The sequence below is a fragment of the Microbacterium hydrocarbonoxydans genome (assembly GCF_023715885.1).
In the GTDB taxonomy this organism is placed as follows: domain Bacteria; phylum Actinomycetota; class Actinomycetes; order Actinomycetales; family Microbacteriaceae; genus Microbacterium; species Microbacterium hydrocarbonoxydans_C.
Genome location: NZ_JAMBOY010000003.1, coordinates 115,421 through 135,741, shown reverse-complemented (window position 1 = coordinate 135,741; position 20,321 = coordinate 115,421). Strand labels below are relative to the sequence as shown.

Here is a 20,321-nt window from a genome sequence, read left to right as displayed (position 1 = left end):
TCGGTGGCCCGGGTGATGATGGACGGATGAGCGACGTGCTCGAGCGATTCACCCCCGCGACGCAGGACTGGTTCCGCGGGGCGTTCACTGCGCCCACCCCCGCGCAGGCGGGGGCGTGGGAGGCCATCTCGGCCGGCAAGCACGCCCTGGTCGTCGCCCCGACCGGGTCGGGCAAGACGCTGTCGGCCTTCCTCTGGGCGATCGACAGCGTGTTCCGCGAGCGCATCGCGGCAGGTGCGGTCGAGGCGGCTGCCGCCGCCAAGAAGGGACAGGCGAAGAAGGCGAAGAAGGATGCCGATGCGTCGCGCACCCGCATCCTCTACATCTCCCCGCTGAAGGCGCTCGGCGTCGACGTCGAGCGCAACCTGCGATCGCCGCTCATCGGCATCGGCCAGTCCGCCCGACGGCTGAACATGCAGGCCCCCGCGGTGACGGTCGGGGTCCGCTCCGGCGACACCACGTCGAGCGATCGCCGCAAACTCGTCGCCGACCCGCCCGACATCCTCATCACGACGCCCGAGTCGCTGTACCTCATGCTCACGAGCCGCGCTGGCGAGACGCTGCGCGACGTGCACACCGTCATCATCGACGAGGTGCACGCGGTCGCCGCCACGAAGCGCGGCGCCCACCTCGCGGTGAGTCTCGAGCGACTCGACGCGCTGCGCCGGACCTATGGTCACGACGAGCCCGCCCAGCGCATCGGCCTGTCGGCGACAGTGCGACCGATCGACGAGGTCGCCCGCTTCCTCGGCGGCGCGGCACCCGTCGAGATCGTCGCTCCCCCGGCGTCGAAGACCTTCGAGCTCGGCGTCGTCGTGCCGATGGACGACATGACGAATCCGCCCCCGCCGCCCGGCGCGGCCGCGACGACCGCCGACGACGGATCCGCCGAGTACACCGAGGTCACCGGGTCGGTCTGGCCGCACGTCGAAGAGGCGATCGTCGACCGCATCCTGCAGAACAGCTCGACCATCGTGTTCGCGAACTCGCGGCGTCTCGCCGAGCGCCTGACGGGCAGGCTGAACGAGATCTACTCCGAGCGCATCGGGGTCCCCCTCCCCGAGGCGACGGTGCCGGCGGGCATGATGGCGCAGGCCGGGGCGACCGCCGGCGCCGACCCCGTGCTCGCGAAGGCCCATCACGGGTCGGTGTCGAAGGAGCAGCGCGCCCAGGTCGAGGAGGAGCTGAAGTCCGGCGTCCTCCGGTGCGTCGTCGCGACGAGCAGTCTCGAACTCGGCATCGACATGGGCGCGGTCGACCTCGTGATCCAGGTCGAGGCTCCGCCGTCCGCGGCATCGGGCCTGCAGCGCGTCGGTCGAGCAGGACACCAGGTCGGTGAGATCAGCCGCGCCGCCCTCTTCCCCAAGCACCGCGGCGACGTGCTGCACACCGCGATCGTCACCGAGCGGATGCTGGCGGGCAAGATCGAGGCGATCCAGGTGCCGCGCAACCCGCTCGACATCCTCGCGCAGCAGACGGTCGCGGCGAGCGCGCTCGGCGCCATCAGCGTCGAGGAGTGGTTCGAGACCGTGCGGCGCTCCGCCCCGTTCCAGTCGCTCCCGCGCTCGGCGTACGAGGCGACGCTCGACCTGCTCGCCGGCCGCTTTCCGTCCGACGAGTTCGCCGAGCTGCGACCGCGCCTCGTGTGGGACCGCGATGCCGGCACGCTCACCGGTCGCCCCGGCGCGCAGCGCATCGCCGTCACGAGCGGCGGCACGATCCCCGACCGCGGACTCTTCGGGGTCTTCGTCGCGGGCGAGAGCGCCGGCGCACGCGTCGGCGAGCTCGACGAGGAGATGGTCTACGAATCCCGGGTCGGCGACGTGTTCACGCTCGGCACCACCAGCTGGCGGATCGCCGAGATCACGCACGACCGCGTCAACGTCATCCCTGCATACGGCCAGCCGGGCAAGGTGCCCTTCTGGCACGGCGACGGCATCGGGCGTCCGTTCGAGCTCGGCGAGGCACTCGGGAAGTTCTCACGCGAGGTGTCGTCGGCCAGCTCCGAGAAGGCCACCCAGCGGCTCATCGAGGCCGGGCTCGACGAGCAGGCGCGCGCCAACCTGATGGCGCATCTCACCGAGCAGCGCGAAGCGACCGGCACCCTGCCCACCGACCGCACGCTCACGGTCGAGCGCGGTCACGACGAGGTCGGCGACTGGCGGGTGATCCTCCATTCCCCGTACGGCATGAAGGTGCACGCGCCGTGGGCGCTCGCGATCAACGCCCGCGTGCGCGAGCGGTTGGGGGTCGAAGGGTCGGCGGTCGCGAGCGACGACGGCATCATCGTGCGACTGCCGGACGCCGAGTCCGAGCCGCCCGGAGCCGAGCTGTTCGTCTTCGACCCCGACGAGCTCGAACAGCTCGTGACGCAGGAGGTCGGCGGCTCCGCCCTGTTCGCCTCGCGTTTCCGCGAGTGCGCCGCCCGCGCGCTGCTCATGCCCCGCACGAACCCCAACCGTCGCACGCCTCTCTGGCAGCAGCGGCAGCGTTCGGCTCAGCTGCTCGAGGTGGCTCGTCGGCATCCGACCTTCCCGGTCATCCTCGAGACTCTCCGCGAAGTGCTGCAGGACGTCTACGACCTGCCGTCGCTGCGCCGGCTCGCCACCTCGATCGCCGACCGCAGCATCCGCCTCGTCGAGACCCAGCCCGGCCAGCCGTCGCCCTACGCCCGCGACCTGCTCTTCGGCTACGTCGGCGCGTTCATGTACGAGGGCGACTCCCCGCTCGCCGAGCGCCGCGCCGCCGCGCTCTCGGTGGATCCGGCGCTGCTCGGGGAACTGCTCGGCACCGTCGAGCTCCGCGAGCTCCTCGACCCCGCGGTCATCGCGCAGTTCGAGCGAGAGGCCCAGCGACTCGACCCCGAGCGTCGCGTGCGCGGGCTCGAGGGTGTCGCCGATCTGCTGCGCATGCTCGGTCCGATGGATGCCGACGAGGTCGCGCTCCGACTCGAACCCGCGTCCGAGACAGCGACCGCGGGTGCGACCGCAGAGACCGCACCTGCTGCGCCCCCTGCGCCCGCGACGAGAGACGAAGCCGTGGCGCACCTCGACGCCCTCGTCGCCGCGCGGCGGGCGATCCCCGTGACCATCGCCGGCACGACCCGCATCGCCGCGATCGAAGACGCCGGGCGCTTGCGCGACGCCCTCGGCGCGGCGCTGCCCACCGGCATCCCCGTCGCCTTCCTCGAACCGCTCGCCGACCCGCTCGGCGACCTCGTCGCCCGGTACGCCCGTACCCACGGCCCCTTCACGACGGATGCTCTCGCCACCCGCCTCGGCATCGGCGCGGCCGTCGCCCGGCACACCCTGCAGCGGCTCGAGCACGCCGGACGTCTGACGAGCGGATTCTTCCTGCCCGAGGCATCCGGCAGCGGGTCAGAGACCGAGTGGTGCGACACCGAGGTGCTGCGACGACTGCGCATGCGCTCGCTCGCAGCGATCCGCGGCAGCGTCGAACCGGTCGCTCCCGAGGCGTACGCCCGCTTCCTCCCCGACTGGCAGCACCTGAACCGCCCGCTGGAGGGCATCGACGGCGTGCTCACGGTGATCGAGCAGTTCGCCGGAGTGCCTGTGCCGGCGAGCGCCTGGGAGTCCCTCGTCCTGCCCTCCCGAGTGCGCGACTACTCCCCCGCCCTGCTCGACGAACTCACCGCGGCGGGCGAAGTCATCTGGTCGGGTCATGGCACTCTCCCGGGCCGCGACGGCTGGGTGTCGCTGCACCCGGCAGATCTCGCGCCCTTCACGCTGCCCGAACCGGACGACGAGATCGCCGCCGATTCGATCGAAGCGCGGGTGCTCGACGCCCTGCAGGCGGGAGGTGCCTACTTCGCCTCGCAGCTCCGAGACATGGCGGGCGCCGAGAACGAGCAGTCCGTACTCGAAGCCCTCTGGTCGCTCACCTGGTCGGGGCGCGTCACCAACGACACGTTCGCCCCCATCCGCTCGCTGCTCGCCGGCGGATCGCAGGCTCACCGGGTGACGCGTCGTGCCCCGCGCACGCGCGCCTACCGGGGTATGTCGCTCGCCCGCTCGACCCCGCGTCCCACCTCGGTCGGCGGGCGCTGGTCGCTCCTGCCGAGGATCGAGACGGATGCCGCGCGCCGCGCGACCGTCACCGCTGGGCTCCTGCTCGACCGTTACGGCGTCGTCACCCGGGGCGCCGTGCAGAGCGAGGGCGTGCCGGGAGGTTTCGCGCAGACCTACCGAGTGCTCGCGGGGTTCGAGGAGGCGGGGCACTGCCGCCGCGGTTATGTGATCGAGAAGCTCGGCGCCGCCCAGTTCGCGGCATCCGCCACCGTCGACCGCCTCCGCACCTTCGCCGGTCTCGCCGACCCGCCGCCGCTCGCCGCGGTGACCCTCGCAGCGACCGACCCCGCGAACCCGTACGGCGCCGCGCTCGGCTGGCCGAAACGAGCCGATGTGTCACACCGACCGGGTCGCAAGGCCGGCGGGCTCGTCGTGCTCGTCGACGGCTCCCTCGTGCTGTATCTCGAACGCGGCGGGAAGACGGTCCTCTCGTTCAGCGACGATCCCGATGTGCTGCGCGCGGCCGCCGCCGACCTCGCCGCGACCTCCCGCGCCCGCCGACTCGACACGCTCACGGTCGAGAAGGTCGATGGAGACGGCGTCTACGGAACACCCCTCGCCACCGCGCTGCAGGAGGCGGGCTTCGTCGCGACCCCGCGCGGCTACTCGCTGCGCAAGGCGATCTGAGCCGGCCACGCGCCGACAGCCGCCCCCGCACAGACCGCGGTCCGACAGCCCGACGGCCGCCCGAAAGCTCGCCTCAGCCGGTGCGCCGGGTGAGCGACGTTCCCTGCAGCGACGCCTGCACCTGAAACGACATCGCGTCGGGGAGGTACCGGTCGTCGCCGGTCTCGATCGCCCGCCCATCGGCCGCGTAGCTCACACGCCGCACGCGCAGAAGCGGGCTCGATCGACGCACCTCCAACAGGCGGGCGTCCTCACTCGGCGCAGCGATCGCGTCGATCGAGTGCTCGCCGTGCACCATCCGCACACCGTGCTGCGCTTCCAGAGCGCCGACGACCGATGGCTCATCTGCAGGCAGCGCCTCGATCAGGGGCGCGATCCACGGCGGGTACGCGGTGCGCTCCAGCATGACCGTCCGCCCGTTCAACGTCCGCAGCCGCACGACCTCCAGCACCTGCGTCGGGCCGCTCGGCCCACCGCCGTGCCCCCGCAGCGTGCGCAGCTCGGTCGGCGTCGCGCTCCGGCGCTGCTGCGCGACGACCTGTCCGCCCGGCTCCATCCCCCGGCTGCGCGCCCACTGCGCGAACGACCGCACCTCCGAGAACCGTTGACTCAGAGCGGTCGTGCGCACCAGCCAGCCCGATCCGCGTCGCGGTGCGATCGCGCCCTGTCGCGCCATGAGCACGAGCGCGTTGCGCACCGTGCCGCGCGAGACGCCGAAGGAAGCGGCGAGCTGCGCCTCCGCGGGGAGCATGCCGGTCGCGTCGAAGTCGCCGTCCGCGATCCGGATCGTCAGGTCGCGCGCGATCTCCCGGTACCGGTGCACGACTCGCTCCCCTCTCCCCGCGCCGGGTTCGGGTTCCGACGCATCAGGCGTCAGCGTAACCCTCCATCCGCCCTCCACCGCGCGGCTCGGGACCGCTGCCTGCACACGTGCACGCACGTGTCCGCGGGGTTTCACCGTCCGTCCCCCTGCCGTTCACGCGCCGTTCCCCGGAGCGCCCCGATGCGGCCTCCTCTCCGCGAGCGGATGGGTACGGCGATCCGGTCGTGATCGACGTGGCGGAGGAGGACGATGTCGGGCGAGCAGTCACCCGGATGGGCCGTGCTGAGCGACATGGACGGGACGCTCCTCGACACCGAGGCCACTTGGCTCGGGGCGGTCGAGCGATTCGTGCACGATCACCTGCCGTCCGGGCGCGCGACGGCGGATGCCTCGGGTCTCGTCGCGGCATCCGAAGGCCTCGACCTCGTGCGCACCGCTGCGCTTCTGCGTGATCGGCTCGACCTGCCGTCAGACCTCGACACCGTCGCACGGGAGCTCGACCGCCGCGCACTGGCGAGCTACGGCGCCGAGATCCCCTGGCAGCCCGGCGCACGTCGGCTGCTGACCGAGTTCGCTGCGGCGGGCATCCCGCTGGCGCTCGTGACCTCCTCGCCGCGGCACTGGGTGGAGCATTTCGCGCAGCACGTCGACCTTTCGCTCTTCCGCGCCTCGATCACCGCCGACGACGCCCCGCGCACGAAGCCCGCTCCCGACCCGTATCTGCTCGGTGCGAGCGCGCTGGGGATGCCGCCGGACCGCTGCCTCGTGCTCGAGGACTCGCTGGTCGGCGCCTCCGCCGCCGTCGCCGCCGGGTGTCCGACGCTCGTCGTCGGAGATCTCCACCGCGCCCTTCCGCCGGGGGTGCACCGCACGGCATCCCTCACCGAGGTCGACGTCTCGACAGTGCTCGCGATCGTCCGGGCGCCTGTCTCCTAGGCTGGACGCATGATCCGCGAGTTCGGCGAAGGCGTCCGCATGCTCTTCCGCGGTTTCGGAACGTGGCGGCGGCGACCCGGACTCATGGCGCTGGGTCTTGTGCCTGCGATCATCGCCGGTCTGCTGCTCCTGGCGGCACTGATCCCCCTGGCGTTCTCGCTGTGGACGATCGCCGACTGGGCGACGCCCTTCGCAGACGGCTGGGCCGAGCCGTGGCGCGACCTCTTCCGCGGGGTCGTCGGCATCGTGCTGTTCGCAGCCGCCCTCGCCCTCGCCGGCGCGGTGTTCAGCGCGTTGGCGCTCGCGATCGGCGACCCGTTCTACCAGCGCATCTGGCGCGCGGTCGAGGCCGACCTCGGCGACCCGCCCGCGTCCGACGGCGGCGGGTTCTGGTCGGCACTGGGCGAGGGCATCCGCCTCGTGCTCCTGGGCGTGCTCGTCGCCGTCGTGGTGCTGCTGCTCGGGCTCATCCCGCTCGTGGGCGGCATCCTCGGACCCGTCGTCGGCGTGCTGCTGTCGGGGCGGGTGCTCGCCCGCGAGCTCACCGGCCGCGCGTTCGATGCGCGCGACCTCTCGCCCGCTGACCGCGCGACGCTGTTCCGAGGGAGTCGCGCCAGGGTGCTCGGGTTCGGCGCGGCGACCCAGCTGTGCTTCCTCGTGCCGGGCGGCGCGGTCGCGGTGATGCCAGCGGCCGTGGCAGGGGCGACGGTGCTCGCGCGCAGCCTGCTCGAGCGCACTCCGGTCGCTCCTCCGCCTCCCCGGCCCGGCTCCGTCTCCGCTCCGCTGCCTCCGCCTGTCGCTCATCCCCCGACCGGGGGCGCCTGATGCCCGAGGGAGATACCGTCTTCCGCACAGCCCGCCGGCTCGAGGAGGCGATCGTCGGCGCCGAGGTCACGCGCTTCGACCTGCGGGTCCCGCGCTTCGCGACGGTGGATCTGACCGGGCAACCCGTCGTGGCATCGGTCGCCCGCGGCAAGCACCTGCTGCTGCGCATCGGCGACACCACGCTGCATTCGCATCTCCGCATGGACGGAGCCTGGCTCGTATACCGCCACGGCGAGAAGTGGCGGCATCCGGCGTTCAAGGTGCGCGCGATCGTGGGCACCGCCGAGCGTGATGCGGTCGGCATCGACCTCGCCGAGATCGAGGTCGTCCCGACGCGAGACGAGGACGAGCTCGTCGGCTACCTCGGCCCCGATCCGCTCGGAGCGGACTGGGACGCCGTCGAGGCCGCGCGCCGGGTCAGCGCCGACGACCGCAGCATCCACGTGGCCCTGCTCGACCAGCGCAACGTCGCCGGCTTCGGCAACGAATATGCCGCGGAACTGCTCTACCTGCGCGGCGTGCTGCCCACCACACCGGCCGCCGAGGTCGACGTACCCGCGCTGCTCGCCCTGGGTGTGCGCACGATCCGGGCGAACCGCGATCGTCGGCACCGGACGTTCACGGGCGTCGACCGGCCGGGACAGGGGACCTGGGTCTACGGCCGCGCCGGGCGACCGTGCCGGCGGTGCGGCACGCTGATCCAACGCGGAGAACTCGGCGCCGATCCCACCCGCGAGCGCATCACCTTCTGGTGTCCCGTCTGTCAGAGATGATGTCAACCCCCATCCATTCCGGGGAATGAATCCGAACCTCTTGTGGTTGTTGATATATCCGGAGAACTCCGGAACACGGGAGGAACAGTGGGCAAGAACTACGTCGACATCGAGAACGACCAGGGCGCGACGCTGCGATACCGCAAGCACGCGAATGGTCGGGGTCTCGTCGCGCACGGCGCGAAGGTCCATCCGAAGGCGCACATCGAAGCGGGCGCCTACATCGAACCCGGTGCCCGAGTGGGCGCGGGGGCGACCATCGCCCGCGGCGCATGGATCGAACCGGATGCCGTGATCGGCGAGGGTGCGCACATCGAGGCGCACGCGCACATCGGAGAGGGCGCGGCCGTGGGCGACCACGCGCACATCGGCGTCCGCACCGAGATCGGCGCCGGAGCGCGCATCGTCCGCGGTGCTCGCATCGGCGATGACGAGACGGTGGCCGCAGGGCTGACCATCGCGACGAACCCGAAGGGGCTCTGGCTCGCCGCCTGAGCGTCAACTTCTGCGGCCTTGGCCAACTTCTGCGGCCTCACCGCTCGCGCGTGGCCGCAGAACGTGCTCGTCACCGCAGAACGTGCCGCCCCCGCGCCGACCCGCACGGCGCGAGTACCCTGGACAGCATGGCGAACCAAGGACGACGACCGCCGCGCGGCTCCGGCAGGGGCACGCCCGCCCGTCGGAACAAGGCCGCCCCGGCGCAGCGCTTCCCTCCGCCGAAGCCGCCGCGCAAGACCGCGAAAGTCGTCTTCGACGCGCCGCCCGCCGAGCCGGAGGAACCGCGCACATTCCGCCTCGGCGCGGTACCCGGCGCCACGCCCGGCAAATGGATCGACGCGTGGAGGCAGCGGATGCCGCACGTGCCGCTCGAGCTCGTGCCGATCGATGTCGCCGACCAGCGGGCAGCCCTCGCGACGCTGGATGCCGCGATCGTGCGCCTGCCCCTCGCGGATGACACCCTGCACGTCATCCCTCTCTACGAGGAGACGCCGGTCGTCGTCGCGGCCATCGACTCGCACCTGCAGGCCGCCGACGAACTGACGCTCGGGGATCTGGCGGGCGAGGTCGTGATCCCGCTCTCCGACGACACCCTCGGGCCGATCGACGTGCCCGGCGCCGTCACGCCGCGCTTCTCGGCGATGACGACCGCCGATGCGATCGCCACGGCCGCTGCGGGCACGGGCGTCGTGATCGTGCCGATGTCGCTCGCGCGCCTGCACCACCGCAAGGACGTCGACCGTCGACCGCTCGTCGACGGACCGACCTCGACCGTCGGCCTCGCGTGGCTGCGCGACCGCTCCACCGACGACGTCGACACGTTCGTCGGCATCGTGCGCGGCCGCACCGCGAACTCCTCACGGTGACGGCCGCGTCGGGCCGCGCCCTCACCGCTCGTTAGACTCTCGTGGTGGTCTCGCTTCTCTACGTCTGCGTGCGCCCCGAGCTGGGGGCAGCGGATGCCGAGCACGCCTCGTTCCGACGGGCGCTCGGCGTCGACGTGGTCGACCGCCTCGACCTTCTCACAGACCGCCTCGACACCGTCGATCTGAGCCGGTACCGCGGAGTCGTCGTCGGCGGATCGCCCTTCAACGTGACCGACGCGAGCAAGTCGCCCGAGCAGTTGCGGGTCGAGGCCGACCTCGAAACCCTGGCGCGCCACACGATCGACGGGACCGTCGCCGCGTTCTTCACGTGCTTCAGCATCGGTGTCGTGACGAGGATGCTCGGGGGCGAGGTCACGACCTCGACGCCCGAGCCGGCGAGCGCCACCGTGATCCGTACGACCGCCGCGGGTGACTCCGATCCGGTGTTCGGGCCCAGCGCTCCCGCGCTCACGGTGTTCACGGCGCACAAGGAGAGCGCGGTCGCGCTGCCCTCGGGCGCCGTCCTGCTCGCGACGAACGACGTCTGCCCGGTGCAGGCCTACCGCGTCGGCTCGCACCTCTACACGGCGCAGTTCCATCCCGAGCCCACACCGCGCGACTTCGCCGACCGGATGACGTTCTATCGCACGACCGGGTACTTCGACCCGGACGAATTCGACCTCGTACAGGGGCAGGTGCTGTCGGCGTCGGTCACCGAGGGCGCGGCCCTGCTGCGCCGGTTCGCGGAGACCTTCGCCGGCTGAGCGCAGGGTCAGCCGCGGAGGAGCTCGACGCGCTCGCGCAGATACGCCTCCAGTGGCATCCACCCACCGGCCGTGCTCCAGTGAACCGACGGCACTCCGTCGACGACGCCGAGCGGACCGGATGCCCCGCCGGCATCCACGGCATCCACGTCGATCACCGACCACCCCACGTGCGCGACCTCGCCCTCGGCGAATCCGCCGCGCAGTGCCTCTGCGCGCCTCTCGGCGCGCTCGCGAGCCGACTCGGCCGTGTAGCCGCGCCGGCCGGGGTCGGCGGCGCGCAGCACCTCGGCCGTCGCGAGCGCGTGCGTGTCGGTGAGCAGCAGCACGCCCAGGTGCCAGGCGTCGCCGATGCGCACGATGCGCCGACCGCGCCACCGCGAGACGCGCTCCTCGCCCAGGCCCTCGCGCGGAGCGCCGACGAGGGCGGCTCGCGCCTCGGCGAGCAGCTGCGATGCGGGCGTCGCGACCTCGTCCATCCCTCCAGGGTAGGGCCGCGATTCGCTCGGGGACCCGCGGGCACGGCAGAATCGATGCACACCCCGAGGAGTCCCCATGCCCCAGCCCGACACCGCCCGCCTGCTCATCGCCTGCGACGACCAGCCCGGCATCGTCGCCGCCGTCGCCGGTGTGCTCTCCCGGCACGGCGCGAACATCATCTCGCTCGACCAGCACTCGACCGACTCCGAGGGCGGACGCTTCTTCCAGCGCACCGTGATCCACCTGCCGGGCCTCTCCGCCGCCCGCACCGCCCTGGAAGCAGATCTCGCCGAGGTCGCCGAGCGCTTCGGCATGGAGTGGTCGCTGCACGACACGGCGCGCCGCAAGCGCGTCGCGATCTTCGTCTCGAAGTACGACCACTGCCTCATGGAGCTGCTATGGCGCACCCAGCGCGGCCAGCTCGACATCGACATCACGATGGTCGTCTCGAACCACCCCGACCTCGCGGAGGCCGTGCGCTCGTTCGGCGTGCCGTTCGTGCACATCCCGTCCGGCGACAAGCAGGTCATGGAGGAGCGCCAGCTGGAGCTGCTGCGCGGCAACGTCGACCTCGTGGTCCTCGCCCGCTACATGCAGATCCTCACCGACGACTTCATCGAGCGGCTCGAGGCGCCGGTGATCAACATCCACCACTCGTTCCTGCCGGCCTTCATCGGCGCGAACCCGTACGCACGGGCCAAGGAGCGCGGCGTCAAGCTCATCGGCGCCACAGCGCACTACGCCACGGCCGACCTCGACGAGGGGCCGATCATCGAGCAGGACGTCACGCGCGTCACGCACTCCGCGTCCGCGGCCGAACTGCAGCGTCGCGGCGCCGACGTCGAGCGCCTGGTGCTCGCGCGCGCCGTGCAGTGGCACGCGGAGGATCGCGTAATCGTGCACGGCCGGTCCACCGTCATCCTCTAGCCGGCTTCACGGAGACGCGGCAGCGCGATCTATCACATCTAGCCAGACGTGCCTCCGTCGTCCTGCGGAACTCCGGCGAGCAATTCCGCGAAGGCCTCCGACGCGGTGCGCGACCGCGCGAGCGATGCCGCCTGTCCCATCCAGAGCGACTGCAACTCGCCGAGTCCCTGCTCGTTCGCGACCGCGCGGAACCTGCCCGTCAGCCAGTTCTGCATAGGGAACGGAGCGATCGTGCCGCTGGCCTCGATCGCCCGCACAGCCCGGTTTCGCGCCCCTCGGGCCAGGCGGCCGCTCATCGCCCGCGTGAGCACGGTGGCGTCGGCTGCGGTGCCGCGGATGGCGTCGCGGTGGGGCTCGGTCGTCGCCGATTCCGCTGTGGCGAGGAACGCCGTACCGACCTGCACGCCCGCGGCGCCGAGAGCGAGGGCCGCGGCGACCCCTCGTCGATCGGCGATGCCGCCGGCCGCGATCACGGGCACGTCCACCGCGTCGACCACCTGCGGCACGAGAGCGAACGTGCCGACCAGCGACTCCTCGGCGGGCTTCAGGAACGTCACCCGGTGACCTCCGGCCTCGAGTCCCGTGGCGACGACGGCATCCACACCCGCGTCCGCCAGCGCGACTGCCTCGGCGACCGTCGTCGCGGTGCCGACGAGACGGATGCCGCGGCGTCGCGCCTCGTCGATCATCTCCCCCGACGGGACTCCGAACACGACGCTGAGCACGGGCGGGGCCGCCTCCCAGATCGCGTCGAGCTGCTCGTCGAGCGGGGGCAGGTAGCGGTCCGGACGGGCGGGAACGTCGACTCCGACGGCCTCGTAGAACGGCTGCAGCGCCTGCGCGAAGACCGTGTGCTGCGGGTTCGGCAGGGCCTCGTCTCCGGTCGGCAGCCAGATGTTCACGGCGAACGGACGGGCGGTCGCCGCGCGCAGCTGCGCCACCGTCTCACGGATGCGGTCGCCGTCGAAGCCATAGAGCCCGAAGCCGCCGAGGCCGCCCGCCTCGCTGACCGCGGCGGTCAACGCCACCGAGGAGAGTCCGCCGAACGGACCGAGGACGATCGGATGCTCGATCCCGAACAGCGCGCGCAGATCACTCATGCTCCGAGGCTACGCCCGCAGCGGACGGGCGGCTCGCGCCCGGCATCCGTCCTTTCGCCGATGCTACGCTCGCCCTGAGGGAGGCGCGCATGAGCGAGTGGTTCAGCCAGATGCTGTCGTTCATCGCGTCCGCGCTCGGGCTGATCGCCGTCCCGGATGCCGCGGCGCTCGGCCTCGCGATCGCCGTGATCGCGCTCACCACCCTCACGATCGCCGTCGCACTGAGCGTCGCCCCGCCGACGCCGCGCACCGCCCCGCATCCGCTGCGGGCGATCGACGTGTCGACCCTGCTCGGGCAGAGCGATCCGGATGCCGCCGGGCACCCGCGCCCTCGTGCGCCGGGAGTCGCCGCCGCCGCGTAGTCCGTCTCTCATCGGGACCGCGCGGCCTTCGCCGACCCCTCCCGACACACGAACGGACCTCCATGGACATCTTCGCCTTCCCACCCCTCGCCGCCCTGCTCGACGCCGCCTACGGCGCCCTGGCGGGCCTCGCCACCCTCGTCGAACCCCTCGCCGGAGCATCGGCCGCCGCGCTCGCGGTCGTGCTCGTCACCCTGCTCGTGCGGGCACTGCTCATCCCGGTCGGGGTGTCGCAGGCCAAGGCCGAGCAGATCAGGGCGCGCCTCGCCCCGCGTCTGCGCGACCTGCAGAAGCGCCACGGGAAGAACCCCGAGCGACTGCAGAAGGAGATGATGGAGCTCTACCGCTCCGAGAACACCTCGCCGTTCGCGGGCATGCTGCCGGTGCTCGCGCAGGCGCCCGTCGTCGGCCTCATCTACACGCTGTTCCTGCGCCCCGAGATCGCCGGGCATCCGAACGACCTTCTCGCGCACGACCTCTTCGGCGCCCCGCTGGGCACGAGCCTCGTGTCGGCGGTCTTCGGAGGCACGGCGACACCCGAGACGTTCCTCGTGTTCGGCGTGCTCCTCGCGATCATCGTCGCGGTCGCCGAGGTCTCGCGACGGGTCTTCCGCCCCGTGCCGGTCGAGGGCTCGGAGGAGTCTCCGTTGAACTCCCCGGCGATGATGCGCGTCGCGGGTACGCTGCACTACCTCACGGCCGTGTTCGCGGCGTTCGTCCCGCTCGCCGCAGCGCTCTACCTCACCGTCACGGTGGCGTGGACACTCGTGCAGCGGATGCTGCTGCGTCGCCGCTACCCGCTGCCCGTGCCCGTCGCCGCACGCTGACGGCGTCGACCCGCCCCGGTCAGTCCGGGAGCGGGTCGTCGCTCAGCAGCCCCATGAGGATCGCGTCGACCCACGCGTCGTCCCAGCGCAGGGCGTGCCTCGCGCGACCCTCGACGCGGAAGCCGATCTTCTCGTAGGACCTCTGCGCACCCGGATTGAAGCTGTAGACCTCGAGCGAGATCCGGTGCAGGCCGACCGCGGCGAAGGCCCACTCGACGACGGCGCGCCCCGCTTCGGTGCCATACCCCTGCCCGCGGTGTTCCGGCGCCGCGAGCGCGACGCGGTAGTTCATCGCGAGGTCGTCTGCTTCGAGCTCGTTCAGCACGACCTCGCCCAGGAAGACGCCGTCCGCTGCGCGGATGATCGCGAAGTCGGCCCGGTCATCGGCACCGGGCAACCGGTCGAGGTGTGCGCGGACCTGCTCTGCGGTGAATGACGCACGCGTACCGGTGAGCCTCATCGCCTCGCTGTCTCCGAGCGCGGCGTGTACGTCATCGAGGTGCTCGGGACCGAGCTGTTCGAGACGCAGACGCGGAGTGCGCAGGGTCGGCTGATCGCGGAGGCGTCGTTCGATGGTCACAGTCCATCGTGACACGAGGCACGATGCGATCAGCCGATCTCAGTCCGGCAGCGGGATGGGGGCGGTGAACGGGCCCTCGTCGCGCCGCCGCTGACGTCGAACGCCCATGGTCGTGCCGACGCTGGCGAGCACCACCAGGGCGACGGCCAGCATCCGCAGCGGCGTCGCGGACTGCCCCAGGACGAGCCAGCCGGCGAGCGTCGCGAACGCGGGCTCCAGGCTCAGCAGCACGCCGAACACGCGCTGCGGCAGTCGGCGAAGCGCCGCGAGCTCGAAGCTGTACGGGATGACCGACGACAGCACGGCGGTGAGGGCGGCCAGCAGCAGCAGCTGCATGTCGCCCGCGACCGTGACAGCCGCCGGAACGCCGACCGGGATGAGCAGAATCGCGGCGACGACGAGACCCATCGCGAGTCCGCCGCTGCCGGGGATGACCGCGCCGACCCGAGCGCTCATGCGGATGTACATGATCCAGAACCCGGCCGCGACGAGGACGAACACCACGCCGAGCGGATCGAGTGGTTCGGCGCCGATCAGCCCGTCGACGGCGAGCAGCGCCATGCCGACCAAGGCGACCCCGACCCAGGCGGCATCGGCGAGCCGCCGGGTGAGGATCGCGGCCAGCACGAGCGGGCCCAGGAACTCGATGGCCACGGCCGGCCCGAGCGGGATGCGGTCGATCGCCGCGTAGAAGAACGCGTTCATGGCGGCAAGAGAGAAGCCGAAGAGAACGGCTGCCGTCCACTGGCTCCGCGTCCACCGACGCGGACGCGGTCGCACGATGACGACGAGCAGCAGCGCGGCGATCGCGACGCGCATCGACGTGACACCCCACGGGCCGAGCACGGGGAAGAGCTGCGCGGCGACGGCAGCGCCGAAGGGCAGCGACAGACACGATCCGATGACCAGGGCCACGCCGACCAGCGGACGGGACGACGCTGACTGCTGCACCACACAAGCCTAGGGCGCGGATGCCGGGCGCGAGACCCGGAGCGAGACCCGGGCCGCGGCGCCGTCCGCCGCGGCCCGGGGGTCTGGATCAGAGGTGCTTGCCACCCGTCACGGCGAGCACGGCTCCCGAGGTGTACGAGGCGTCGCCTGATGCCAGGTACACGTAGGCACCCGCCAGTTCCGCCGGCTGGCCGGCGCGGCCGAGCGGGGTGTCTTCTCCGAATGTGTTGAGACGCTCCTCGTCCCATCCGGTCGCGGGGATGAGCGGCGTCCAGATCGGACCCGGCGCGACGGCGTTGACGCGGATGCCGCGCTCACCCGCCTCCTCGGCGAGCGCCTTCACGAACGCGACCTGGGCGGCCTTGGTCATGGCGTAGTCGATGAGACCGGGAGACGGCTGGTATGCCTGCACGGATGCCGTGACGATGATGCTCGACCCCGGCGCGAGATCCGGGTAGGCGGCGCGGGCCGTGAACAGCATCCCGATCAGGTTCGTGTCGAACACCCGCCGCATGCGCTCCGTGCTGAGGCTGTCGAAGCTCTCGATGTCGTGCTGGTACGCGGCGTTGAGCACGAGGATGTCGAGGCCACCCAGGGCGCTCCTGGTGCGGCCGACGATCTCCGTCGCGAACGCCTCGTCGCGCACGTCACCGGCGAGGCTCAGCCCCTGGCGACCCTCCGCCCGCACGAGCTCGAGGGTGTCGTCGGCATCCTCCTGCTCCTCGGGCATGTGCGCGAGCGCCACATCGGCACCCTCGCGGGCGTAGGCGATCGCGACGGCGCGGCCGATGCCCGAGTCGCCGCCGGTGATGAGTGCACGCCGCCCGGCGAGGCGGCCGTGTCCGATATAGCTGCCCTCGCCGTGGTCGGGGTCGGGGCGAGTGTGCTCGGTGAGCCCGGGCTGATCCTGCTGCTGCCCGGGGAATCCTTCCTGGCGGTGCTCGCTGCGGGGGTCCGTGGTGTTCTCGGCCATGGCGCTGTCGCTCCTCTCGATGGGTGTCCATCGAGACTTCCGGCCGATGCCGGGGGGAGGCAGGGGGTTGACAACATTCCCCGCCTTCCTCGATCAGGCGGGAGGCGCTGTGGCGACCTCGCCCGTCGAGTCCGCGGATCCGCCGCCGTCCTGCGGCTCGGGGACCAGGTAGAGGCCCCCGGGCGAGTTCGCGGTGAACGCGAGCGCTTCGATCCAGGCGCGGTTGATCGACGGCTGGCGGCTGCCGAAGTACTTGAAGACGAGAGAGCTCCCCGGCTGCATCCAGACCGTCGTGCGCCCTCCCCCGACGCTGGTGTCCTCGCGCCAGCTGAACGGGAACGGCTCGCCTCGACGCAGCTTCGCGGTGATCACGAGCTGCAGGTGGGTGAGCGCCCTGTCCTCGATCTCGCTCTTGACGCTGCCCTCATAGATGAACTTGCCCATCCCGCCCTCTCCTGTCCGCATGGCACGGCCTCTCACCACGATACGCCTGTCGCCTGGCGAAGTTGCGGCGTACCGTGCCGGTATGGGACTGATCTACTACGACGGCGCGGACAACCCGATCCACATCGAGGACCGCGCCCTGGCTCATCTCAAGGTCGTGGTCGCCACGAAGCTGCGTCGCAACGAGAGCTTCACGCTCAGCTGGACTCACCCCGCGGGGCAGCCCCCGGGGCGCACCACGATCTGGCTCCATCCCTCGATCCCGCTGCGGTTCGTATTCGACGACCCGGAAGGAGTGGAACTGCGCGCGGACTGGATAACCGCGATGGCGAACTCGGCGAACAGCAGCGGCGGCATCACGCTCGTCAGTGAGGATCTCGTGCCCGCGGCAGAGCTCACAGCCGCGGACGGAGCCGCGGGCGACCAGGCCGACGGAAGTCAACCCCCTGACAGCGACGGGCGCACCGCGTAGGGTCGAATTCTCGACCCGAGGAGGCCAAGATCATGAACGCACGCCACATCGACGACCGCTCCGACGAGGGCTACGCGCCCACCACCACGCACGCCGAGTTCGGCGCCGGGAACCCCCGCCTCCGCGTCACGCGCGACGACGAGCGGTCGGAATTCGCGCTGGAGTCCGACGTCGTGCGCATCGGCTCGGCCGCCGACGCGGACCTGCGCCTCGCCGATGCCGATCCGGTGCATGCGACGATCACTCACGACGACCGCGACGAGTACGTGCTCGAACTGCACGGCGCGGGAGAGATGAACTCCAACCCCGACGCCGACGCCACCCACCCCGGCGAGCGCAGCCAGACCCTTCGGACCGGCGCGCGCTTCACGGTGGGCCCATGGACGCTCGTGTACGCACGCGACGAGTTCGCCGACCACGGACGCCCCTACGGCGGACGCCTCGGCGGAGAGTACTCCGACCAGCCGCTGCAGCCGCCGCGGCCGGACTACTCCGACGAGGCGACCATCGAGTCGGAGGCTCCGACTCACTCCGACTCGGTCGACGAGACCTGATCCGGGACGCCGACCGGCTTCGACTCGGCGGACCCGCGCTGTCGCAGGTAGATGGAGAACGCGACCATCGTGCCGACCGCGAGGAACTCCGACTGCCAGTTCTGCAGCGTGCGGTCCCAGAAGTCCGCCGACACGACGTAGTCGAACCAGGTGATCGCGCCTGCGCCGTGCATGGCGTTCTCCGAGTTCATCACCACGGTGCCGGTCAGCGACTGCGCGAGCCAGGAGAGCAGGAAGATCGCTCCCATGGCGATGAGCAGGGAGTTGCTGTAGAGCATGGCCCTCAGCCCGCCCGCGCGCGCCCACGCCGGAGGGTCCGGGCGGGCCTGGTCGCCGACGCGTTGATCGGCGTCGCTGCCCGGCCCCTCGTCCCCCGGCCGCTTCGATTCCGGCGACCCGCGCTGCACGAGCCAGATGGTCGCGGCGATGAAGAGGAAGAAGTGGAGGAACTCCGACTGCCAGTTCTCGGCGACGTCGACGAGGAAATCCCACGAGGTGACGAGCTCTCCGAAGCCGATGCTCGGCATCCCGTGATCCGTCAGTTCCGCATCGTTGCGCAGGTAGCCGGCGACCGACTGACCGAGCAGAGCGAGCACGAAGAGCGCCAGGAAGAACAGGCTGAGGCCGTTGTCGCGGATCGCGCGTCGGGCTCGGGGAGGGGCTTGACGAGCGGGAGCGGAGTTGTCAATCCCCCTCTCCCCCGCCGTCCGGCGCCTCTAACGTCGGGATCACGCCCCGAGGTCCTCAGCGCCCGGGGCGCGATCGACCGAGAAGGAGCAGAAGCATGACCACCGCGCGACACATCACGACGCTCGAGACCCGGTGCACCGAGGGCGGGGTCCGGTGAGCGCGGTCGACGAGGCGCTGCAGCGTCTGGGCGAGCTCGCGGCCGAACGAGGGCTCCGCATCGCCGTGGTCGAGTCCCTCACGTCCGGTCGCCTGGCCGGCACGGTCGGCGCGGCGGAGGGGGCCGGCGAGTGGTTCGCCGGCGGAGTCGTCGCCTACCTGACCGATATCAAGGAGCGGGTGCTGGGCATGACTCCGGGAACCGACCCCGTGTCGGCGACCTGCGCAGAGCAGCTCGCCGAGGGCGTCAGGCAGCTGTTCGATGCTGACCTCAGCGTCTCGACGACGGGCGTCGGCGGTCCGGGTCCCGACGGCGGACACCCTGCGGGCACGGTATATCTCGGATGGGCGACACCGGAGGGCATCGGACATCGGATGCTGGCGCTCACCGGCGAACCGAAGGAGATCCTCGACGAGACGGTCGAAACCGCCGTGCGTCTGCTCGCGTTCCACGCCGAGGGCCTTCGCGCGGCAGGCCCCCGTCGCGGGGTCGGCGTCGAGTGAGCCGGTTCAGCGACCGGGGACGAGCCCGATGCGCAGTGGGGCCTCGGGCGCGGATGCCGCGGCGAGAGCCTCGTCGACGGCGGTGAGCGGACGCATCTCCCCGACGGCATCCGGGAAGGGGTAGGCGCGCCCGCGACCGGCGAGGAACCCGACGGCTTCGACGAGGTCGGCGCCCGAGTAATTGTGCACCCCGGCGACGGTGACGAGGCGGCGCACGATGCTCTCCGCGTCGAGGGGCACGGGATCCGCGGGGAACACGCTGCCGACCAGCACGACGGTCCCCCCGGTGGCGACACCGGCGAGAGCATCGCCGACGGCATGCCCAGACGCCTCGATGACGACCTCCGGCTCCCGGTCGAGAGACGTCGCTCCGAAACGCGCGGCGAGCGCTCGACGTGCCGGGTTCGGGTCGCTGACCTCCACGGCGGCTCCGTGCTCGGCCGCGATCGCCGCCGCGGTCAGGCCGACGAGACCCGCACCGTGGATGCGCACGGCCGCACCGTCGAGGTCGTGATCACGGGCGGCTCTGGCGACGGCCGCCCAGGCGGTGGCCGTGGCGCACGACGCGGGGGCCAGCACCGAGGCGGGCAGGGACTCCGGGGCGCGGACGATCGCCGTGCCGCCGCGCACCTGCACGTGGCTCGCGAAGGCACCGGTGAGGTCGCCGTGCACGCCGACCCGGTCATGTCCGTACTTGGCGAGGGTGCGGCACTTCTGCGTCAGCCCGCGTGCGCAGCGATCGCACGAGCCGCACGACACCGTGACCGACCACACGATGCGGTCGCCGATGCGCAGAGGTGCGCCGTCGACAGTGGTCGCGCCGGAGTCGCCGGTCGCGATCACCCGGCCGACGCTCTCGTGACCGAGCACGAGCGGCACAGGTGCCGATCGGCGACCCTGCACGGTGTGCACGTCGGATCCGCAGATGGTCGAGAGCTCGACGGCGACGAGCACGTCGTGGTCGCCGAGGGCCACGCCCGGCACCGCGATGGTCTCGTGCGGGTGTCCCTCGCCGATCCACACCATGGCGGTCGCGGCAGGTCGGAGCGCGACGTCGCGGCGGTGGCCGGGGGGACGGATCAGCAGCGTGCCCATGTCGTC

22 protein-coding genes are annotated in these 20,321 nt (G+C 71.8%); 13 read left to right on the top strand and 9 right to left on the bottom strand.

Annotated features, from left to right (window positions below; all coding sequences use genetic code 11):
• The first annotated feature begins 26 nt into the window (after positions 1-26).
• Entirely contained in the window at positions 27-4,715 is a 4,689-nt protein-coding gene (locus M3195_RS08920) for an ATP-dependent helicase (RefSeq protein WP_251586723.1), read from the top strand.
• Between the two features lie 73 nt (positions 4,716-4,788).
• Here M3195_RS08920 and M3195_RS08915 read toward each other — a convergent pair whose 3' ends face one another.
• Positions 4,789-5,538 (bottom strand): GntR family transcriptional regulator, encoded by a 750-nt coding sequence (locus tag M3195_RS08915; protein WP_251586721.1) that lies wholly within the window; start codon positions 5,536-5,538, stop codon positions 4,789-4,791.
• 249 nt (positions 5,539-5,787) lie between these two features.
• Here M3195_RS08915 and M3195_RS08910 point away from each other — a divergent pair, with 249 nt between their 5' ends.
• From M3195_RS08910 to M3195_RS08885, 6 genes are all read left to right on the top strand, one after another.
• Positions 5,788-6,474: an HAD family hydrolase gene (locus M3195_RS08910; protein WP_251586719.1), complete on the top strand. Its 687-nt coding sequence runs from the start codon at positions 5,788-5,790 to the stop codon at positions 6,472-6,474.
• Positions 6,475-6,483: 9 nt separating this feature from the next.
• Positions 6,484-7,299, top strand: a complete 816-nt coding sequence (locus M3195_RS08905; protein ID WP_251586717.1) for an EI24 domain-containing protein — start codon at positions 6,484-6,486, stop codon at positions 7,297-7,299.
• Positions 7,299-8,072, top strand: a complete 774-nt coding sequence (locus M3195_RS08900) for a DNA-formamidopyrimidine glycosylase family protein (protein ID WP_251586715.1) — start codon at positions 7,299-7,301, stop codon at positions 8,070-8,072. Before M3195_RS08905 ends, M3195_RS08900 begins: the two co-directional genes overlap by 1 nt.
• A gap of 87 nt (positions 8,073-8,159) precedes the next feature.
• A complete protein-coding gene (locus M3195_RS08895) occupies positions 8,160-8,567 on the top strand; it encodes a DapH/DapD/GlmU-related protein (RefSeq protein ID WP_096715048.1) in 408 nt (135 codons plus the stop codon).
• 128 nt (positions 8,568-8,695) lie between these two features.
• On the top strand, positions 8,696-9,436 hold the full coding sequence (locus tag M3195_RS08890; RefSeq protein WP_251586713.1) for a LysR substrate-binding domain-containing protein: 741 nt from the start codon (positions 8,696-8,698) through the stop codon (positions 9,434-9,436).
• Positions 9,437-9,480: 44 nt separating this feature from the next.
• Positions 9,481-10,200, top strand: coding sequence for a glutamine amidotransferase-related protein (locus M3195_RS08885; protein WP_251586711.1), 720 nt, complete (start codon positions 9,481-9,483; stop codon positions 10,198-10,200).
• A gap of 8 nt (positions 10,201-10,208) precedes the next feature.
• Here M3195_RS08885 and M3195_RS08880 read toward each other — a convergent pair whose 3' ends face one another.
• Positions 10,209-10,679 (bottom strand): glutaminase, encoded by a 471-nt coding sequence (locus tag M3195_RS08880; RefSeq protein WP_251586709.1) that lies wholly within the window; start codon positions 10,677-10,679, stop codon positions 10,209-10,211.
• A 76-nt stretch (positions 10,680-10,755) separates the two neighbouring features.
• Here M3195_RS08880 and purU point away from each other — a divergent pair, with 76 nt between their 5' ends.
• Positions 10,756-11,607, top strand: a complete 852-nt coding sequence (purU, locus tag M3195_RS08875) for a formyltetrahydrofolate deformylase (protein WP_251586707.1) — start codon at positions 10,756-10,758, stop codon at positions 11,605-11,607.
• Between the two features lie 38 nt (positions 11,608-11,645).
• Here the strand turns inward: purU and M3195_RS08870 are convergent, their stop codons facing one another.
• Positions 11,646-12,707 (bottom strand): NAD(P)H-dependent flavin oxidoreductase, encoded by a 1,062-nt coding sequence (locus M3195_RS08870; RefSeq protein WP_251586705.1) that lies wholly within the window; start codon positions 12,705-12,707, stop codon positions 11,646-11,648.
• Between the two features lie 89 nt (positions 12,708-12,796).
• Between M3195_RS08870 and M3195_RS08865 the strand changes: the two genes are divergently transcribed.
• Positions 12,797-13,069: a DUF6412 domain-containing protein gene (locus M3195_RS08865; protein WP_251586703.1), complete on the top strand. Its 273-nt coding sequence runs from the start codon at positions 12,797-12,799 to the stop codon at positions 13,067-13,069.
• Between the two features lie 62 nt (positions 13,070-13,131).
• Positions 13,132-13,896 (top strand): YidC/Oxa1 family membrane protein insertase, encoded by a 765-nt coding sequence (locus M3195_RS08860; protein WP_251586701.1) that lies wholly within the window; start codon positions 13,132-13,134, stop codon positions 13,894-13,896.
• A 19-nt stretch (positions 13,897-13,915) separates the two neighbouring features.
• On the opposite strand, the gene M3195_RS08855 is transcribed toward M3195_RS08860, so the two are convergent.
• From M3195_RS08855 to M3195_RS08840, 4 genes are all read right to left on the bottom strand, one after another.
• Positions 13,916-14,476 (bottom strand): GNAT family N-acetyltransferase, encoded by a 561-nt coding sequence (locus M3195_RS08855; RefSeq protein ID WP_251586699.1) that lies wholly within the window; start codon positions 14,474-14,476, stop codon positions 13,916-13,918.
• Positions 14,477-14,515: 39 nt separating this feature from the next.
• Positions 14,516-15,427: an EamA family transporter gene (locus tag M3195_RS08850; protein ID WP_251586697.1), complete on the bottom strand. Its 912-nt coding sequence runs from the start codon at positions 15,425-15,427 to the stop codon at positions 14,516-14,518.
• Positions 15,428-15,515: 88 nt separating this feature from the next.
• Positions 15,516-16,400, bottom strand: a complete 885-nt coding sequence (locus M3195_RS08845; RefSeq protein ID WP_251586695.1) for an SDR family oxidoreductase — start codon at positions 16,398-16,400, stop codon at positions 15,516-15,518.
• A 93-nt stretch (positions 16,401-16,493) separates the two neighbouring features.
• Positions 16,494-16,844, bottom strand: coding sequence for a DUF7882 family protein (locus M3195_RS08840; protein WP_251586693.1), 351 nt, complete (start codon positions 16,842-16,844; stop codon positions 16,494-16,496).
• Positions 16,845-16,926: 82 nt separating this feature from the next.
• Here M3195_RS08840 and M3195_RS08835 point away from each other — a divergent pair, with 82 nt between their 5' ends.
• Together M3195_RS08835 and M3195_RS08830 are read left to right on the top strand one after the other, a co-directional pair.
• Positions 16,927-17,316 carry a DUF7882 family protein gene (locus M3195_RS08835; RefSeq protein ID WP_251586690.1) on the top strand — a complete coding sequence of 130 codons (390 nt, stop codon included), beginning with the start codon at positions 16,927-16,929 and terminating at the stop codon, positions 17,314-17,316.
• Positions 17,317-17,348: 32 nt separating this feature from the next.
• Entirely contained in the window at positions 17,349-17,870 is a 522-nt protein-coding gene (locus M3195_RS08830) for an FHA domain-containing protein (RefSeq protein ID WP_251586688.1), read from the top strand.
• Here M3195_RS08830 and M3195_RS08825 read toward each other — a convergent pair.
• Positions 17,843-18,466, bottom strand: coding sequence for a DUF6766 family protein (locus M3195_RS08825; protein ID WP_251586686.1), 624 nt, complete (start codon positions 18,464-18,466; stop codon positions 17,843-17,845). The genes M3195_RS08830 and M3195_RS08825 overlap by 28 nt on opposite strands.
• Before the next feature lie 247 nt (positions 18,467-18,713).
• On the opposite strand from M3195_RS08825, the gene M3195_RS08820 reads away from it, so the two are divergent.
• Complete coding sequence (locus M3195_RS08820; protein WP_251586684.1) at positions 18,714-19,220, top strand: CinA family protein; 507 nt, start codon at positions 18,714-18,716, stop codon at positions 19,218-19,220.
• A 6-nt stretch (positions 19,221-19,226) separates the two neighbouring features.
• Here M3195_RS08820 and M3195_RS08815 read toward each other — a convergent pair whose 3' ends face one another.
• The gene (locus M3195_RS08815) at positions 19,227-20,315 is read right to left on the bottom strand and encodes an alcohol dehydrogenase catalytic domain-containing protein (RefSeq protein ID WP_251586682.1); all 1,089 of its coding nucleotides are present in this window, start codon (positions 20,313-20,315) and stop codon (positions 19,227-19,229) included.
• Positions 20,316-20,321 lie beyond the last annotated feature (6 nt).

Bases quoted from the DNA above. Each gene is read 5' to 3' on its own strand.
- M3195_RS08845 (WP_251586695.1), bottom strand. From the start codon at position 16,400: ATGGCCGAGAACACCACGGACCCCCGCAGCGAGCACCGCCAGGAAGGA.
- M3195_RS08870 (WP_251586705.1), bottom strand. From the start codon at position 12,707: ATGAGTGATCTGCGCGCGCTGTTCGGGATCGAGCATCCGATCGTCCTC.
- M3195_RS08905 (WP_251586717.1), top strand. From the start codon at position 6,484: ATGATCCGCGAGTTCGGCGAAGGCGTCCGCATGCTCTTCCGCGGTTTC.
- M3195_RS08865 (WP_251586703.1), top strand. From the start codon at position 12,797: ATGAGCGAGTGGTTCAGCCAGATGCTGTCGTTCATCGCGTCCGCGCTC.
- M3195_RS08900 (WP_251586715.1), top strand. From the start codon at position 7,299: ATGCCCGAGGGAGATACCGTCTTCCGCACAGCCCGCCGGCTCGAGGAG.
- M3195_RS08830 (WP_251586688.1), top strand. From the start codon at position 17,349: ATGAACGCACGCCACATCGACGACCGCTCCGACGAGGGCTACGCGCCC.
- M3195_RS08890 (WP_251586713.1), top strand. From the start codon at position 8,696: ATGGCGAACCAAGGACGACGACCGCCGCGCGGCTCCGGCAGGGGCACG.
- M3195_RS08815 (WP_251586682.1), bottom strand. From the start codon at position 20,315: ATGGGCACGCTGCTGATCCGTCCCCCCGGCCACCGCCGCGACGTCGCG.
- M3195_RS08920 (WP_251586723.1), top strand. From the start codon at position 27: ATGAGCGACGTGCTCGAGCGATTCACCCCCGCGACGCAGGACTGGTTC.
- M3195_RS08910 (WP_251586719.1), top strand. From the start codon at position 5,788: ATGTCGGGCGAGCAGTCACCCGGATGGGCCGTGCTGAGCGACATGGAC.
- M3195_RS08840 (WP_251586693.1), bottom strand. From the start codon at position 16,844: ATGGGCAAGTTCATCTATGAGGGCAGCGTCAAGAGCGAGATCGAGGAC.
- purU (WP_251586707.1), top strand. From the start codon at position 10,756: ATGCCCCAGCCCGACACCGCCCGCCTGCTCATCGCCTGCGACGACCAG.
- M3195_RS08880 (WP_251586709.1), bottom strand. From the start codon at position 10,679: ATGGACGAGGTCGCGACGCCCGCATCGCAGCTGCTCGCCGAGGCGCGA.
- M3195_RS08835 (WP_251586690.1), top strand. From the start codon at position 16,927: ATGGGACTGATCTACTACGACGGCGCGGACAACCCGATCCACATCGAG.
- M3195_RS08860 (WP_251586701.1), top strand. From the start codon at position 13,132: ATGGACATCTTCGCCTTCCCACCCCTCGCCGCCCTGCTCGACGCCGCC.